This window comes from Mucilaginibacter aureus (assembly GCF_053514885.1).
Map to the genome: position 1 here is coordinate 709,754 of NZ_CP170601.1, position 14,834 is coordinate 724,587.

Below are 14,834 nucleotides of genomic sequence, written 5' to 3' on the forward strand. Positions count from 1 at the left end.
AAATTATCTTTGTTAATTTAACCTGTATTCGCACACAATAAATACCACATGCAATTACCCGGCTTATCCGATCTGAAAAACAAACACGTGTTAGCTTTGCTTGGTAACTTTGTTATTGCAGCGGTTAGCTTTGGCATGGTGGCTTTGCTGGCCCATAAAATGCAAAAAGGCGACCTGGGTATCTGGTTTTATTTTTTGATGATCTATGGTTTCGCCGATTCGGTACGTAACGGCCTGCTCACTACAGCTACCATAAAATTTTATGCCGGTACCACACCCGAACGGGCACGCGAAGTTTTAGGCTCGGTATGGTTGTTGGCCCTCGGATTAACCGGACTATTGGTTTTAGCCAATGCCGCAGCATTACCATTTATACACACTACCGATAATAAAGAGGTACAGGTGCTTATACAATGGTTTGGGCTAACTGTGCTAAGCTCGCTACCATTTAATGTTACCTTTTGGATAATGGTTGCCGATAATGATTATGGTAAGATACTTTGGTTACGCCTGGTAAACAATGGATGTATGATTATAACCATTGGCATTTTAGCGTTTTTACATCAGGCTACATTAGAACATATATTGCTGGTGAATTTTTTAACCAATGTGTTAACCAGTTTGATTTGCCTGGCTTTAGGTTACTCAAAGTTTACTTCGCTTTTTAAAAGTACCCGTGTTTGCACCAAAGAGCTATTTGATTTTGGCAAGTTTAGCCTGGCCAGCAACATGAGTTCGTACTTATTGGGTATGGTTAACGGGCAAATTGTAAACAGTATGCTTACTCCGGCAGCTTTAGCAGATTATGTTATCGGTACCAAATTAATGGAAGTTGTTGAAATACCCCTGCGCAGTTTTGTAGGTACAGGCATGAGCGCTATGGCAACCGCTTATAATAACAACAACATGTACCACCTAACCTTTGTGAGCAAAAAATACGCCGGTATGTTAACCCTTGTTTTTGTACCAATGGCTATCATTGCTTTTTTTGGCGCCGATTTAGCCATACTGATATTGGGCGGTAAAGATTATGTACATAGCGCCGCCCCCAATATTTTGCGTATGATGATGTTTATTGCCATCCTCTATCCTATTGATAGGTTTAACGGCGTTACGTTGGATATTATTAACCAGCCAAAGGTTAACCTGTACAAAGTTATCACAATGGGTACGGTAAACATTGCCGTTGCCTTTGTGGCTACCTTGTTTTTAAAAAATGCCTACGGTGTAGTAATTGCCACCCTGTTTGCTACCCTTGCGGGGATAACCGTTGGTTACTACCATCTGCGCAAGCATATCGATTATTCGTTGCGGGGCATTATTTTTTTAGGGGTGGTTGAATTGAAGAACTTTTTTAACGAAAAGATCATGAAACGCCCACCTGCAAATACAACACCTCAAATTTAATTATGATTATCCGTTTAGCTCAATTAGCCGATGTACCCGGCATTATGCAGGTAATTAAAGCGGTGGTACCCGCTATGCAGGCCGCAGGTAATTTTCAGTGGGATGATACCTACCCTAACCCACAGGTTTTTGAAAACGATATTGCCGATGGGCAACTTTGGGTTGCAGTTGTGGATGGAGTAATTGCGGGTGTTAGTGCCATCACTACAGAGCAATATGCCGAATACGCCAACGTTGGCCTTGATATTACCGAAACCGCGATAGTAACGCACCGGCTGGCGGTAAGTCCGCACTTTCGTGGGATGGGGATTGCAGCGGCATTACTTAAACAGGCCGAACAGGTAGCCATTGATCGCGGCATTGCTGTTTTACGTATCGATACCAATACTCAAAACCAGGCTACGCAAGCTTTATTTCCAAAGGTGGGTTATGTTTATGCAGGTGAAATAGGCTTGGAGTTTCGCCCGGGTTTGCGGTTTTATTGTTACGAAAAAAGGCTTGCTGATCATTAATGGAAACCCTCGCCGAAAAGATCATCCGTTTTAACAGCGAGCTTAATTTTCAAGGTTCGCTGCCCAATGGTATCCATATCATGAATCCGTTTAAAGAAAGTGAGGCCGCATTAGCCGCTTCGACCGAATTTTACAGGAAGTATTATAATGATAACCATCCGCGCCATCTGATATTAGGCATTAATCCGGGCCGGTTTGGTTCGGGTCAAACAGGCGTACCTTTTACCGATCCTAAACGTTTAAAAAGTGTTTGCGGCATTAATTTCGAAGGCCCGGTTACCCACGAGCCATCTTCCGTTTTTATTTATGAGATGATAGACGCCTACGGGGGACCAGAAAAATTTTACCGTGATATTTACATCAGTTCGGTTTGCCCACTGGGTTTTACCAACGTTAATAACCTGGGTAAGCATGTTAATTATAATTATTACGATAGCCCGGCTTTAACCAAAGCGGTATACCCGTTTGTTATCGAAAGCCTGAAAAAGCAGTTACAAATGGGATTGGAAACCGGTATCTGTTATTGTTTCGGCTCCGGCCAAAACGAAAAGTTTATCCGCAAGCTTAATCAGGAGCATGGCTTTTTTAAAGAGATCATCGCACTGGAACACCCGCGCTTTATTATGCAGTATAAATCAAAAACCAAGCAGTTTTATATTGATAAGTATCTGGAGGCGTTTAGCAGGATGAGCCGTTAATGTCTATTTGTTTAAGATGAAAACCATACAAATTATACTTCTCTTCACGCTGCTGCAAACTGTCGCATATGCACAAAAATTGATCGGTTATGGAGCATTAATGCAACAAGGCGAAAAGGTGCTATTTAGTTTCAGATTAAAAAACAGCGATAAAATAACAGTGTTATGTACCGGTAAGAACGATGGCTATTTAGTATACCGCTTCGGCACAAAAGACCAGCTGGAGCTACAATATCCTGCATTATTAAATAAGGCATCGTGGAAATTATTTAAATACATCGGTTACTGGCGAGGTGGAGGAGTTAAGAATGATGCAACCGAACAACATTCGATTACATTCTCAAATAACAAGGCATCTTACCAGGTATTTGATAATTGGTATAGCGAAGGCAACGTTAAGGAAGCATTTATTGTGGTTAGCATAAATGGTAAAAAAAGCAGAGTCAATGGCGCTGCCTCTTCCGGTATAGGCTCAATTGGCTTATTACGGGATAAGGAAGCTTTGATCCATAATTACTATTGGGATTAAACCAATACTCTCTTAACAAAAAAACTTCCAGAATGCTATTTCAACCAAATATCTTTGAATCAATGCTCAACTCCCGCGCAAAATACTTGTATGGCAGTGGGCGAACAGCACCTCATCCAAACTACTAAGACTGAAAATCTTGCCTGTGAAAAGTAGTTATGATTTTGGCATGATGACTGGGGCCGGTTATGCTTCTGGCGCCACCGCCGGGAGTCAATTTAGATTGTGTGTAGTTGTGCTCATGGAGAGTATTTAACGGCCCGCCATTAATATTAGTCCCTCTACTAATAACTATCAGTTCGGGATTGGTCCAAGCATGTTTAGCCGGTGTTGTTTCTGTAGTATTTTCCATTGCTCTTTTTTCAAAGCTAACATTAATTATCAGGAATGGAAGTTTTGATTGCGGGATCATTTGCGGGTGTTATGCGGTATGAAGTTAAAACAAAACCGGCCGCTCGTAACTTGTCCTGTGGGATGTCGAAACAAGTTCGGCATGACTACTGTGGTCACAAAAAAAGCCTCCCAGGTTCGGGAGGCTTTCATTTAAGGTTATAACGGATAGTATCTTAGTTGCTTGATAATGCTGCCGCGCCGCTCACGATCTCGGTCAATTCGGTAGTGATGGCTGCCTGGCGTGCCTGGTTGTAGCTTAAACGTAAGTTACGCAACAGTTCGCCGGCGTTATCGGTAGCTTTGTCCATCGCCGTCATACGGGCGCCATGCTCTGATGCATGCGAATCCAATACGGCTTTGTACAATTGTATCTTGATATTTTTTGGTATCAGCTGCTCAACGATCTCTTCTTTAGATGGTTCTAAAATATAATCAACCTTTGATGCTGTTGTGCCTTTAGTATCCTTTTGTTCGGCTTTTGGCACAGGCAACAGCTGCTCAACTTTAATGATCTGTACCGCCGCATTTTTAAACTGGTTATACACCAGTTCCACACGATCGTACTCGCCTTTTAAAAACCCATCCATAATTGATTGGGTAATTTTAGATACGTTTTCGAAGTTAAGCGCGCTATATATTTCGTTATTATTGCCTATTACATTGTATTTACGGCGCTGATAAAATTCCTGAGATTTTTTACCGATACCGATGATAGATACATTACCCGCTTTTAACTGGTTGCTGTATTTTTCGGCAATAACGTTGTTAGCCGCCTTAATAGCGTTGGTATTAAATGCACCGGCCAAACCACGGTTTGACGATACTACAACCACTAAAACCTTTAGAGGCTCACGTTCCTGCAGGTATGGCGAAGAACCATCTTCTAAACTTGCAGAAAGATTTGCCAATATATCATTCAGCTTGTTGGCATAGGGCCTTAACTGAATAATAGCATTGGTGGCACGCTTCAGCTTGGCAGCCGAAACCATTTTCATGGCTTTGGTGATCTGCTGTGTTGACCTTACCGACGCGATCCGGTTTCTTACTTCTTTTAAATTTGCCATTCTTGTTTTGGTATTGAGTATTGCGATGTGCGTATTGCGATTTCTTCAAGTCATCGCAATACGCAATACGCTGTACGCACTACTTATTAATATTTCCCAGCTAATTCTTTAGCTACTGTTTCTAATACACCGGTTAAGCTGTCGTCAAATTTACCTGCTTTTAAAGCGGATAAAACTTCAGGGTGACGCAGTTCTAACTGGCTCAGGTATTCGGCCTCAAATTCACGTATTTTGTTTACAGGCACGCTACGCATCAGGTTTTTTGTACCGATGTAAATAATAGCAACTTGTTTTTCAACGGTCATTGGCGAAAACTGGCCTTGTTTCAAAATTTCCACGTTACGTGCACCTTTATCCAACACAGTTTTGGTTGAAGCGTCCAGGTCAGAACCGAATTTTGAGAAAGCCTCTAATTCACGGTATTGAGCCTGATCTAATTTTAAGGTACCGGCAACTTTTTTCATCGATTTGATCTGCGCGTTACCACCTACACGTGATACCGAGATACCTACGTTAATAGCCGGACGAACACCGGCGTTGAATAAGTTTGACTCCAGGAAGATCTGACCATCGGTGATCGAGATCACGTTGGTTGGGATATATGCAGATACGTCACCAGCCTGTGTTTCGATGATCGGCAAAGCTGTTAAGCTGCCACCACCTTTAACAATACCTTTGATAGATTCAGGAAGATCGTTCATGTCCTGAGCAATTTTGTCAGAAGCGTTGATCTTAGCGGCACGCTCTAATAAACGGCTGTGCAGGTAAAATACGTCGCCAGGATAAGCCTCACGGCCCGGTGGACGACGTAATAACAACGATACTTCGCGGTAAGCAACAGCTTGTTTTGATAAGTCATCATAAACAATTAATGCAGGGCGTCCGGTATCGCGGAAAAACTCACCAATTGCAGCACCGGCAAACGGCGCGAAGAACTGCATCGGGGCAGGATCTGATGCCGAAGCAGCTACGATGATGGTATACGGCAATGCACCTGCTTCTTCTAAAGTACGCAGTACGTTAGCCACGGTCGAGTTTTTCTGACCGATAGCAACATATATACAATAAACCGGTTTACCGGCTTCGTAAAATTCTTTCTGGTTAATAATGGTATCGATACAAACAGCCGATTTACCGGTCTGCCTGTCGCCAATAACCAACTCACGCTGGCCACGGCCGATCGGGATCATGGCATCGATCGCTTTGATGCCAGTTTGTAATGGCTCGGCTACGGGTTGGCGGTAAATTACACCAGGAGCTTTACGCTCTAATGGCATTTCGTAAGTAGTACCGGTAATCGGACCTTTGCCATCGATAGGCTCGCCCAAAGTGTTTACCACACGGCCAAGCATACCCTCACCTACTTTAATAGATGCGATTTTGCTTGTACGTTTTACAGTATCACCTTCTTTTACACCATCAGATGCACCTAACAATACCACACCCACGTTGTCTTCTTCCAGGTTAAGTACTATACCTTGCAGGTTAGCATCAAATTCAACAAGCTCACCCGATTGTACTTTGGTTAATCCGTAAACGCGGGCAATACCATCACCCACCTGGAGTACGGTACCTACTTCTTCTAATTCAGATTCTGACTTAAAGCCCGACAATTGCTGGCGCAAAATTGCTGATACTTCGTCTGGTCTTACCTCTACCATTGTTTAAAATTTATTTTAGAGTTCTATTTACAATTATTTAATTACCTCGTGGGCAAATTCGTTTTTCAGTTTCTTTAAACTGTTGGATATGCTGTTATCAATCTGCTTATCGCCAACGGTTAAAATAAAGCCGCCAATAAGGTTTGGATCAATTTTAGTTTCGAGTATAACCTCGCAATTGCTGCCAACTTCGGCCTTCACTATTTCGCTTACGGTCTTTTTGTTAGCTTCTGATAGTTCGACAGCCGATACGATCTTTGCTTTTACGATGTTCTTTTTAGCGTTATACTGATTGATAAACTCCTGGGCGGTGTAATATAAAACCTCGCCGCGGCTTTTATTGATCATGATCTTAAAGAAACCGATAGTTGCTTTACTTACTTTGCTTTCAAAAAGAGAGTCAAGTATTTTGATCTTTTTATCGTGCGAAATAATAGGGTTACTCAACACAGTTTGCAACTGGTGATTTGCCTTTACGGTTTGCACAAAAAGTTCCATATCACCCCTAACCTGCTCAAGCGAGTTTTGCTCGATGGCAAGATCAATTAATGATTTGGCGTACCTTGAACCTACTGTTAATTCCGACATATTTTTTTTATTGAGATTTGAGATGTTAGATATGAGATTTGAGATAAAGGTTATGCGATCTCAATACTCACATCTCAATACTCATATCTAATTTAATTTAACTTTCTTCAACAGGTCTTCCACAAGGTCTTCCTGTTTTTGCTTGTCTTCAAATTGCTTGCGCAAAATTTTCTCGGCTATTTCTAACGAAAGTGAGGCAACCTGCTCTTTAACACCAGCCATTGCAATAGCTGTTTGGTTATCGATCTCAATACGGGCCTTCTCGATCATACGTGCGCCTTCTTTTTGGGCAGCGTCTTTTGCTTCGCCGATGATCTGGTCTTTTACATGTTTTGCTTCGCGCAGGATTAAGTCGCGTTCGGCACGGGCTTGTTTCAATAATTCTTCATTTTCGCCGGTTAAACGTGCCATTTCTTCTTTGGCAGCTTCGGCTTTAGATAATGCTTCTTCAATTGAACGCTCACGCTCGGTAACTGCTCCTAAAATTGGTTTCCAGGCAAATTTCCCTAAAATAACCAACAGGATAACAAAGGATATAAAGGTCCAGAATATTAAGCCTATCGCGGGTTGAACTATGTCCATCTGTTTTATCTTATTTAATTTTCAGTTTCAAATTTTTAAAAACACTATCCGTTGCCAATCGCTCCGGAATAGTGTTTTTTGTTTTGTGCAATCTTAAAGATTACATTAATGCAACTACCACAGCAAACAGTGCAACACCTTCTACAAGGGCCGCAGCGATGATCATGTTAGTTTGGATTTTTGAAGCAGCCTCAGGCTGACGAGCTATACCTTCTACAGCTTTACCGCCAATTTGACCGATACCGATACCAGCACCGATTACTGCTAAACCAGCGCCAATTGCGCCCAGTTTTTGTAGACCTACAACACCAGCAGCTGCTTGTGCTATAATTCCGATCGTTCCAACCATTGTTTGTTAATTTAAATGTATATATAGATAATTAATAATTCAAAAATTAGTGCTGCGCATGCTCCTCAACAGCCATACCAATAAACAGGGCTGTGAGCATCGTAAAAATAAACGCCTGCAGGAATGCTACCAGCAATTCGATACAGTCCATAAACACTACGAACGGAACTGATACAGTAGCCATCCATGTTGTTTTAAATATATAGATGAGCGATATTAAGCTTAACACGATAATGTGACCCGCAGTAATGTTAGCAAACAAACGGATCATTAACGCAAAAGGCTTAGAGATGATACCGATGATCTCAACCGGAACCATAATAGGATACAACCAAAGTGGTATATGCGGTGTAAAGATGTGCTTCCAATAGTATTTGTTACCGCTAAAGTTGATCACGATCAGCACAATGAAAGACAAGGTAAGTGTTACCGCGATATTACCGGTTAAATTAAAACCACCCGGAAAGATGGGAATCAAACCCAGCAGGTTATTGATCAATATAAAGAAAAATATAGTGAGCAATAAAGGCATGTATTTAGCATGCTTAACGCCGATATTAGGGATAGCCACATCATCACGCACAAACAGCACGATAGGCTCCAAAAATGACTGCAAGCCTTTTGGCGCTTTACCTTCGCGTTTTTTGTAAGCCGATGATATGCTGCCGAATACGATAATTAAAATAATCATACCCATCCACATGCTGGCAACGTTACGGGTGATAGAGAAATCCCAAACTTTTTTGGTTGCCTCTTCATCAACTTTGCCCGATGCATCAACTACCTTAATTTTATCTTTTTCCAAAGAATAGCTATAAGCCTTGCCCTGGTATACTTGTGGCACTAACTCGCCGTTTACTTCGTGTTCTTTTATTTTAGCCGAAGAAAATATTTCTAAACCTTTATCGGTATATAAAATAACAGGTAGCGCCAGCGAGTGTTCACCCAATATTGTCCACGAGTGCGAGTCGCCGATGTGTTCAAAAATGATATCTTTTGTATCTACTTCTTTTTTGGGGGCTTCAGCAGCTTTTTCCTGCGAAAAACCGGTGGCTGGAAAAGTGGCCAGTGCTATAAAAAACGCACAAAAGAGCGAGAGGGTAGAATTTTTTATTTTCAAAATCGAGCGTCTATACATCTAAATCAAGCTTTTTACCTTAAATTTTGGTTGCGCAAGTTACGTAACAAACCATAAACTTCAAAGGCTGTATTTAAGAAATATACATAAAAAAAATCGGCCACAAAAATCACCTTATCAACGTGGTTTTTTCGTAAAAAAACCACCATAAAAACAAGGCAAACCAGTATTTTAAATGTGGTTGCCGCCAGGAACACCTGCGAATACATTTCGCTGTTGGCCCGCTGGCTTACTAAAACGGCAGTTATCACCACCAGGGTAAGGCCCGATATAAAGAAAAATAATAGCCAGAAATGCGGTGTAAGCAGATCATTATTACCGGTATACGTTAATAATACAGGCGGAACAGCGAGCAGAATAACAAAAATGATAAATGATAAAATAGTGCGGTAAACTTTCATGGCTTTAACGATCTGATTACAATATACATGGCGATGAAAACACCGATAAGCGAGAGGATGGCGGTTACCCATTTAGTTTGATGGCCGGCCGACTGATCAATTTTATATCCCGCGAAAGCGAATACGCCTATAATGGCGATCATCTGGAAAGCAATGCCTGTAAATTTAGCCAGGTTGTTCATTTGCTTACCTTTATTACCCTCTTCGGGGGATGGGGTTGATTGCATGCGACAAAAATATCAATCAATTTGAATAATGTGTAGTAAATTGGCCCAACAATTAATATATCAAATATCTTTGTATAAACGTTACCTGTTAAAACGACCATCATTTTGAGGCTTACACCATCTACCCTTTATAAAAACTTTCATTATCTGCTGCTGGCGCTGTTGTTTGCCGGTTGTTCTACCGAAAAAGAAACCGGCTTTAACCGTGCGATGCAAAACCTGACGGCTAAATACAATATCCTTTTTAACGCCAATGATGTTTTACGCCAGCGTCAGGAAACCATGGCGCTGAATTATGTAGATAATTACGGCCAGATATTGAGCGTTTACCAGGATACAGCCACCAAAACCCCGGCATCGGATAAATTATTGGAAAGTGTAGTGATCAGGGCCAATACCATTATCAGCGAAAAAGAGCAAAGCCACTACATACCCGATGCTTACATGCTATTGGGCAAGGCTAATTTTTTAGAGTTTAATTATTACAACGCCATTGAGTTTTTTAGCTACGTGATCCGTACCTACCCTAAAAGTTACGACCTGGTACAAGAGGCCCGCACCTGGAAGGCCCGCTCGCTGATGCATATTAACCAGTTGGCTGTAGCTGATACCTTACTGGATACCGCCATCCGCAATATCTTCCCGAAAGAACAGCATACGGCCGATGTTTATGCAACTAAACTGCAATACGATATTTATGCCGGAAAATATGCCGATGCCGAACTAATGGCCACACAGGCTATACATTTTAGCCGTGATATTGGCCATAAAATGCGGTGGACATTTATACTGGCCCAACTGCAGGAGCTTAACCATAAGCCCGCCGACGCCGCTAAAAACTACAGCCGGGTAGCCAACAGCAACGTCCCTTTCGAGATGGCATTTAATGCCAGCCTTAACCGCATCAGGATAGAGGATAACCAGACGGGCAATAAAACCAGCCGTATTGACCGCCTGCACCGTTTATTGAAAAATGAAAATGACATCGACTTTATCGACCAGATCTATTTCCAGATAGGCGAGATATACCTGGCACAGGGCAATTACGGCGAGGCGATCAAAAACTACAACCTGTCCATCCATAACAGCATCAAAAACCAGAACCAAAAAGGGCTCTCTTACTTACGCATTGCTGACATCAATTTTAAAAACTATGCCGAGTATACTACTGCCAAAAGGTATTACGACAGTACGCTCACCAATCTTTCGCCAAGGTACCCGGGATATCAAACCATTCAGAAAAAAAGTGATAACCTGCAACTATTGGCCGACAAGTTGCAAATCATTGCCCGCGAAGATACCTTGCAAATGCTGGCCCGCCTAAACGACAGGGACCGAGCCCTGAGAATTACCGCTTTGGCTGCAAGTATTTTACTGTTGCAACAGCGGGCAGCCGCCACGCCGGGTAAAAGCGGACCGTTTAACACACCACAAACCACCTTGCAAAACAGCGCACTCAACAGTGTAAACAACTTTTACTTTTACAACACCAAGGCTATTGCGCAGGGCTATATCGATTTTAAGCGGATATGGGGTAACAGGCCGCTTACTGATAACTGGCGCCGCAGTTCGCAAACAAACAATAATACGACAACCAACCCTACCGTAGCTGCTGTTATACAACAACAAAAAGCTACAGCTTCGCCAGACCAGTTAGCTAAACCGCCCGCCAACCCTGCTCTGATTAAAATTGAGAATGAACTGGCACAAAACGTACCGCTTACCCCGGCACAGCTTACCGCATCTAACACTAAGGTTTATAATGCCTACCTGGATATTGCCAGCTTTTATCGTGATATATTGGAAGACAACAAGGAAGCCATTGCCATATTTGAACTGCTGCTGCAACGTTTTCCTAATACCATCAACAAGCCATCGGTATATTATAACCTGTACCGGCTTTACAGCGATATTGATAAGCCCAAATCAGACTACTATAAGGATCTGATCCTAAAAAACTATGCGGAAACCAATTTTGCAAAGGTTATCCTCGACCCGGAGTACAATCAGAAACTGAACGACCAAAATGCGGCCTTTACCGCTTTTTATACCCAACTGTTCAATCTTGTGGAGCGTCGTAAATATGACGAGGCCATTGTAAAATCCAACGAACTGATCGCGCAGTTTCCGGGCAGTACCTTTTTAGCGCAGGCTTACTATTTACGCGCCATTGCCATGGGACATCAGCAAAAGCTGGACCCTTTTAAAGCTGAATTGCAGGAAATAGTGACTAAATTTCCGGATGACAGGCTGATTGCCCCGCTGGTTAAACAACACCTGGCCTTTATTGCCGCAAATGAAACAGAACTTGCAGCAAGGCAGGTTGTGTTGGTTGATACCGATGATCCGACTGAAATACCTTTCGTACAAAAAACCGGTATTGTTTATACAAACCCATATATGGATTTTGGCCCGGCACCTGTACGTATACAACCTAAACCGGCACCGGTTAAAATTACCACGCCGCCGGTTGCAAAAACAGTGGTTACGCCGCCGGTAAATAAACCATCGGCAGTTACACCGCCGGTTACCAGTCCGGCATTTAAACCGAAAGATAGCGTGCTTATTAAACCCCCGGTAAATAACACCAGGGATAGTATTGCCGCTAAGGCTGCCGTTATTGAGCCGCCTTCCATATTTTCACTTGCCGATAGCACCAACTATTATTTTGTGATAGATGTAACTACTAACCACGTAAACCTGGCGCCATCACGCTTTGGCATTGGCCAGTTTAACCGTGGGCGATATACCAACAATACGATCAAACACGAGCGAAAACCTGTAGCCGATAACCAACTGATCTATGTTGGCCATTTCCGTAGTTTAACTGAGGTAAAAGCTTACGCACGCGCTATTGTGCCGCTTTTGCCCGAGATAATGACCGTGCCGGTAGATAAATACAAGTTTTTTATCATCACCCAACAAAATCTGGATAAATTAGCCGATCAGAAAACGCTTGACAGCTACTTTGAATATTACCAAAAACACTATTAATTATGTGGACCAAAACCAAGGATAATCAATTAACGTCGCAGGATATCAAAAGATACAACCTGGTGATATGGAAATTTATTGGCGGCTGTTTCGCGTTTTTAATTTTGATGATTGTGCTTACCTGGTTTGGCGTATTTGGTGCCCTGCCATCCTTCCGCGACCTGGAGAACCCTAAAAGTAACCTGGCATCACAGGTTATATCCGAAGATAACAAGCAGCTTGGGGCCTGGTTTGTACAATACCGCACACCGGTAACCTATAAAGGCCTTTCGCCAAACGTAGTTCATGCGTTAGTGGCAACAGAAGATAAGCGGTTTTATGAGCATTCGGGTATTGATTTTGAAGGCTTGCTGCGGGGCGTTTTGTATACCATTATCGGTAAAAAACAAGGCGGCAGTACCATCACCCAGCAATTGGCGCTTAACCAGTTTTCGGATAAGGGCCGTGCAAAGAACAAGGTTAAACGGATCATTCAAAAATTACAGGAATGGATCATTTCGGTACAGATAGAGCGCCGATATACCAAAGAAGAGATACTGACCATGTATTTTAACACGGTCGACTTTGGTGCGTACAATACTTTTGGCATTAACGCAGCCGCACGTACTTATTTCAATACCACGCCGGATAAACTCACGCCCGATCAGGCAGCGTTACTGGTTGGCATGTTAAATGCGCCGGGAGCCAATTCGCCGATCAATCACCCTGAAGCAGCGCTTAACCGCCGTAACCTGGTTTTACACCGCATGGCGCAGGCGGGCTTTTTAAGCGATGGTCAGGTTGAAGAGTTTAAGCAAAAACCATTGGGACTTAACTTTACCATTACCGCGCATAACGAAGGTTTGGCAACCTATTTCAGGCAGGTATTGAAGAACGACGTACAAAAGATCCTGGAAGAATCAAACACCACCAAAAATGGTGTGCCTTATGATCTGGATCGTGATGGTTTGAAGGTTTATACAACCATTAACTACACTATGCAACAGTATGCCGAAGAAGCGCAGCAGGAATACATGAAACAGTTGCAGGTGCAATTCAACAATCACTGGAAAGGTTATAATTTATCAAAAAGCATTAAAAACTATAAGTTACTAATGAACGAGGGCGTACACCGTTCGGACCGTTACCGGGATATGAAATCGGATGGTAAATCGGACGATGAAATTGACCAGGCTTTTAACACTCCTGTAAAAATGACCCTGTTTAGCTGGCACGGCGATATCGATACGACAATGAAACCTATCGACTCGGTATTGTACAGCAAAATGATACTACAGAACTCGCTGATGAGCATGGACCCTACGACAGGTTACATCAAAGCCTGGGTAGGTGGTATTAACTATGAGCATTTTCAGTACGATCACGTTAAGATCGGTACCCGGCAGGTTGGCTCAACAGCCAAGCCTTTTACTTTTGCCGTGGCGATAGAAGATGGCTACTCGCCTTGCATGGAGGTTGATAACGTACCTATTACCATTAAATACGATGGCCAGGAATGGTCGCCGGTTTCGCAGGATACCAAGCCGGGCAGGTTAACATTGCGTACCGCATTAGCCTACTCGCAAAACTGGATAACGGCTTATATTATGAACGAGGTGAAACCCGAGCCGGTGGTACAGTTAGTTAAAAAGATGGGCGTGGTAAATACCGATATTACCCCGGTACCGTCGATCTGCCTGGGTTCGTTCAATGCTTCGTTGTATGACATGACAGGCGCTTACAGCGTGTTTGCCAACCACGGTATCTGGAAAGAGCCTACCTATATTTTACGAATTGAAGATAAGAACGGAAACGTGCTGTATAACCATACCCCTAAAACCGTACAGGCCATGAACGAGCAAACCGCCTATGTAATGACCTATATGCTGAAAGGCGTTATTGAGGATGGCACCGGCAGCAGGCTGCGTTATAAGTACGGCCTGAGTAACCCTATTGCCGGTAAAACAGGCACCCCACAGGATAACTCTGATGGTTGGTTCATTGGTATGACACCACAGCTGGTTACCGGCGTTTGGACAGGCTGCGAAGATCGTGATTTCCACTTCCGTTCAACCGCATTGGGCGAGGGCGCTAACTCGGCCCTGCCGGTATTTGCGCTGTATATGAAAAAGGTGTACGCCGACTCCAAACTGGGTATTAAAAAGAGCGTAGATTTTGACCCGCCGAAAGCGCCGTTGACTATTACCATTGATTGTAATGCCTATAAGCAACAGCAGCAGCCCACAAATGATGCGGATAAGAAGTTGAGTTTTTAAGAATGTGCAGATGATGGTATGACTAATCTGCACATC

14 protein-coding genes are annotated in these 14,834 nt (G+C 42.9%); 6 read left to right on the forward strand and 8 right to left on the reverse strand.

The window, feature by feature from the left end; all coding sequences use genetic code 11:
* The first annotated feature begins 48 nt into the window (after positions 1-48).
* From ACFGVR_RS03100 to ACFGVR_RS03115, 4 genes are read left to right on the forward strand one after another with little or no spacing between them, the layout of a single operon-like run.
* Positions 49-1,407, forward strand: a complete 1,359-nt coding sequence (locus ACFGVR_RS03100) for an oligosaccharide flippase family protein (protein ID WP_448701059.1) — start codon at positions 49-51, stop codon at positions 1,405-1,407.
* A 2-nt stretch (positions 1,408-1,409) separates the two neighbouring features.
* Positions 1,410-1,919 carry a GNAT family N-acetyltransferase gene (locus tag ACFGVR_RS03105; protein WP_448701060.1) on the forward strand — a complete coding sequence of 170 codons (510 nt, stop codon included), beginning with the start codon at positions 1,410-1,412 and terminating at the stop codon, positions 1,917-1,919.
* Complete coding sequence (locus tag ACFGVR_RS03110) at positions 1,919-2,617, forward strand: SMUG2 DNA glycosylase family protein (protein ID WP_448701061.1); 699 nt, start codon at positions 1,919-1,921, stop codon at positions 2,615-2,617. The genes ACFGVR_RS03105 and ACFGVR_RS03110 overlap by 1 nt, the downstream gene beginning before the upstream one ends.
* Before the next feature lie 16 nt (positions 2,618-2,633).
* On the forward strand, positions 2,634-3,146 hold the full coding sequence (locus ACFGVR_RS03115) for a hypothetical protein (RefSeq protein ID WP_448701063.1): 513 nt from the start codon (positions 2,634-2,636) through the stop codon (positions 3,144-3,146).
* Between the two features lie 566 nt (positions 3,147-3,712).
* Here ACFGVR_RS03115 and atpG read toward each other — a convergent pair.
* The 8 genes from atpG to ACFGVR_RS03155 all read right to left on the reverse strand — a co-directional run bounded on the left by atpG (position 3,713) and on the right by ACFGVR_RS03155 (position 9,549).
* Positions 3,713-4,603, reverse strand: coding sequence for an ATP synthase F1 subunit gamma (atpG, locus tag ACFGVR_RS03120; protein WP_448701064.1), 891 nt, complete (start codon positions 4,601-4,603; stop codon positions 3,713-3,715).
* Between the two features lie 86 nt (positions 4,604-4,689).
* Positions 4,690-6,264 carry a F0F1 ATP synthase subunit alpha gene (atpA, locus tag ACFGVR_RS03125; RefSeq protein ID WP_448701065.1) on the reverse strand — a complete coding sequence of 525 codons (1,575 nt, stop codon included), beginning with the start codon at positions 6,262-6,264 and terminating at the stop codon, positions 4,690-4,692.
* Between the two features lie 33 nt (positions 6,265-6,297).
* Positions 6,298-6,852, reverse strand: a complete 555-nt coding sequence (atpH, locus tag ACFGVR_RS03130; protein WP_448701066.1) for an ATP synthase F1 subunit delta — start codon at positions 6,850-6,852, stop codon at positions 6,298-6,300.
* A gap of 87 nt (positions 6,853-6,939) precedes the next feature.
* A complete protein-coding gene (atpF, locus tag ACFGVR_RS03135; protein WP_448701067.1) occupies positions 6,940-7,434 on the reverse strand; it encodes a F0F1 ATP synthase subunit B in 495 nt (164 codons plus the stop codon).
* A 100-nt stretch (positions 7,435-7,534) separates the two neighbouring features.
* Entirely contained in the window at positions 7,535-7,783 is a 249-nt protein-coding gene (gene atpE / locus ACFGVR_RS03140; RefSeq protein WP_448701068.1) for an ATP synthase F0 subunit C, read from the reverse strand.
* Between the two features lie 46 nt (positions 7,784-7,829).
* The gene (gene atpB / locus ACFGVR_RS03145) at positions 7,830-8,903 is read right to left on the reverse strand and encodes a F0F1 ATP synthase subunit A (RefSeq protein WP_448701069.1); all 1,074 of its coding nucleotides are present in this window, start codon (positions 8,901-8,903) and stop codon (positions 7,830-7,832) included.
* A 32-nt stretch (positions 8,904-8,935) separates the two neighbouring features.
* A complete protein-coding gene (locus ACFGVR_RS03150; protein ID WP_448701071.1) occupies positions 8,936-9,322 on the reverse strand; it encodes a hypothetical protein in 387 nt (128 codons plus the stop codon).
* The gene (locus tag ACFGVR_RS03155; protein ID WP_448701072.1) at positions 9,319-9,549 is read right to left on the reverse strand and encodes an AtpZ/AtpI family protein; all 231 of its coding nucleotides are present in this window, start codon (positions 9,547-9,549) and stop codon (positions 9,319-9,321) included. The genes ACFGVR_RS03150 and ACFGVR_RS03155 overlap by 4 nt, the downstream gene beginning before the upstream one ends.
* A 105-nt stretch (positions 9,550-9,654) precedes the next feature.
* Here ACFGVR_RS03155 and porW point away from each other — a divergent pair, with 105 nt between their 5' ends.
* On the forward strand, positions 9,655-12,543 hold the full coding sequence (gene porW, locus ACFGVR_RS03160) for a type IX secretion system periplasmic lipoprotein PorW/SprE (RefSeq protein WP_448701074.1): 2,889 nt from the start codon (positions 9,655-9,657) through the stop codon (positions 12,541-12,543).
* Positions 12,544-12,545: 2 nt separating this feature from the next.
* Complete coding sequence (locus tag ACFGVR_RS03165; RefSeq protein ID WP_448701075.1) at positions 12,546-14,798, forward strand: transglycosylase domain-containing protein; 2,253 nt, start codon at positions 12,546-12,548, stop codon at positions 14,796-14,798.
* Positions 14,799-14,834 lie beyond the last annotated feature (36 nt).

Excerpts from the sequence above, each read along its gene's own strand:
- ACFGVR_RS03100 (WP_448701059.1), top strand. The coding sequence starts at position 49 with ATGCAATTACCCGGCTTATCCGATCTGAAAAACAAACACGTGTTAGCT.
- atpF (WP_448701067.1), bottom strand. The coding sequence starts at position 7,434 with ATGGACATAGTTCAACCCGCGATAGGCTTAATATTCTGGACCTTTATA.
- ACFGVR_RS03115 (WP_448701063.1), top strand. The coding sequence starts at position 2,634 with ATGAAAACCATACAAATTATACTTCTCTTCACGCTGCTGCAAACTGTC.
- ACFGVR_RS03150 (WP_448701071.1), bottom strand. The coding sequence starts at position 9,322 with ATGAAAGTTTACCGCACTATTTTATCATTTATCATTTTTGTTATTCTG.
- atpG (WP_448701064.1), bottom strand. The coding sequence starts at position 4,603 with ATGGCAAATTTAAAAGAAGTAAGAAACCGGATCGCGTCGGTAAGGTCA.
- atpE (WP_448701068.1), bottom strand. The coding sequence starts at position 7,783 with ATGGTTGGAACGATCGGAATTATAGCACAAGCAGCTGCTGGTGTTGTA.
- atpA (WP_448701065.1), bottom strand. The coding sequence starts at position 6,264 with ATGGTAGAGGTAAGACCAGACGAAGTATCAGCAATTTTGCGCCAGCAA.
- ACFGVR_RS03105 (WP_448701060.1), top strand. The coding sequence starts at position 1,410 with ATGATTATCCGTTTAGCTCAATTAGCCGATGTACCCGGCATTATGCAG.
- atpH (WP_448701066.1), bottom strand. The coding sequence starts at position 6,852 with ATGTCGGAATTAACAGTAGGTTCAAGGTACGCCAAATCATTAATTGAT.
- ACFGVR_RS03155 (WP_448701072.1), bottom strand. The coding sequence starts at position 9,549 with ATGCAATCAACCCCATCCCCCGAAGAGGGTAATAAAGGTAAGCAAATG.
- ACFGVR_RS03165 (WP_448701075.1), top strand. The coding sequence starts at position 12,546 with ATGTGGACCAAAACCAAGGATAATCAATTAACGTCGCAGGATATCAAA.
- ACFGVR_RS03110 (WP_448701061.1), top strand. The coding sequence starts at position 1,919 with ATGGAAACCCTCGCCGAAAAGATCATCCGTTTTAACAGCGAGCTTAAT.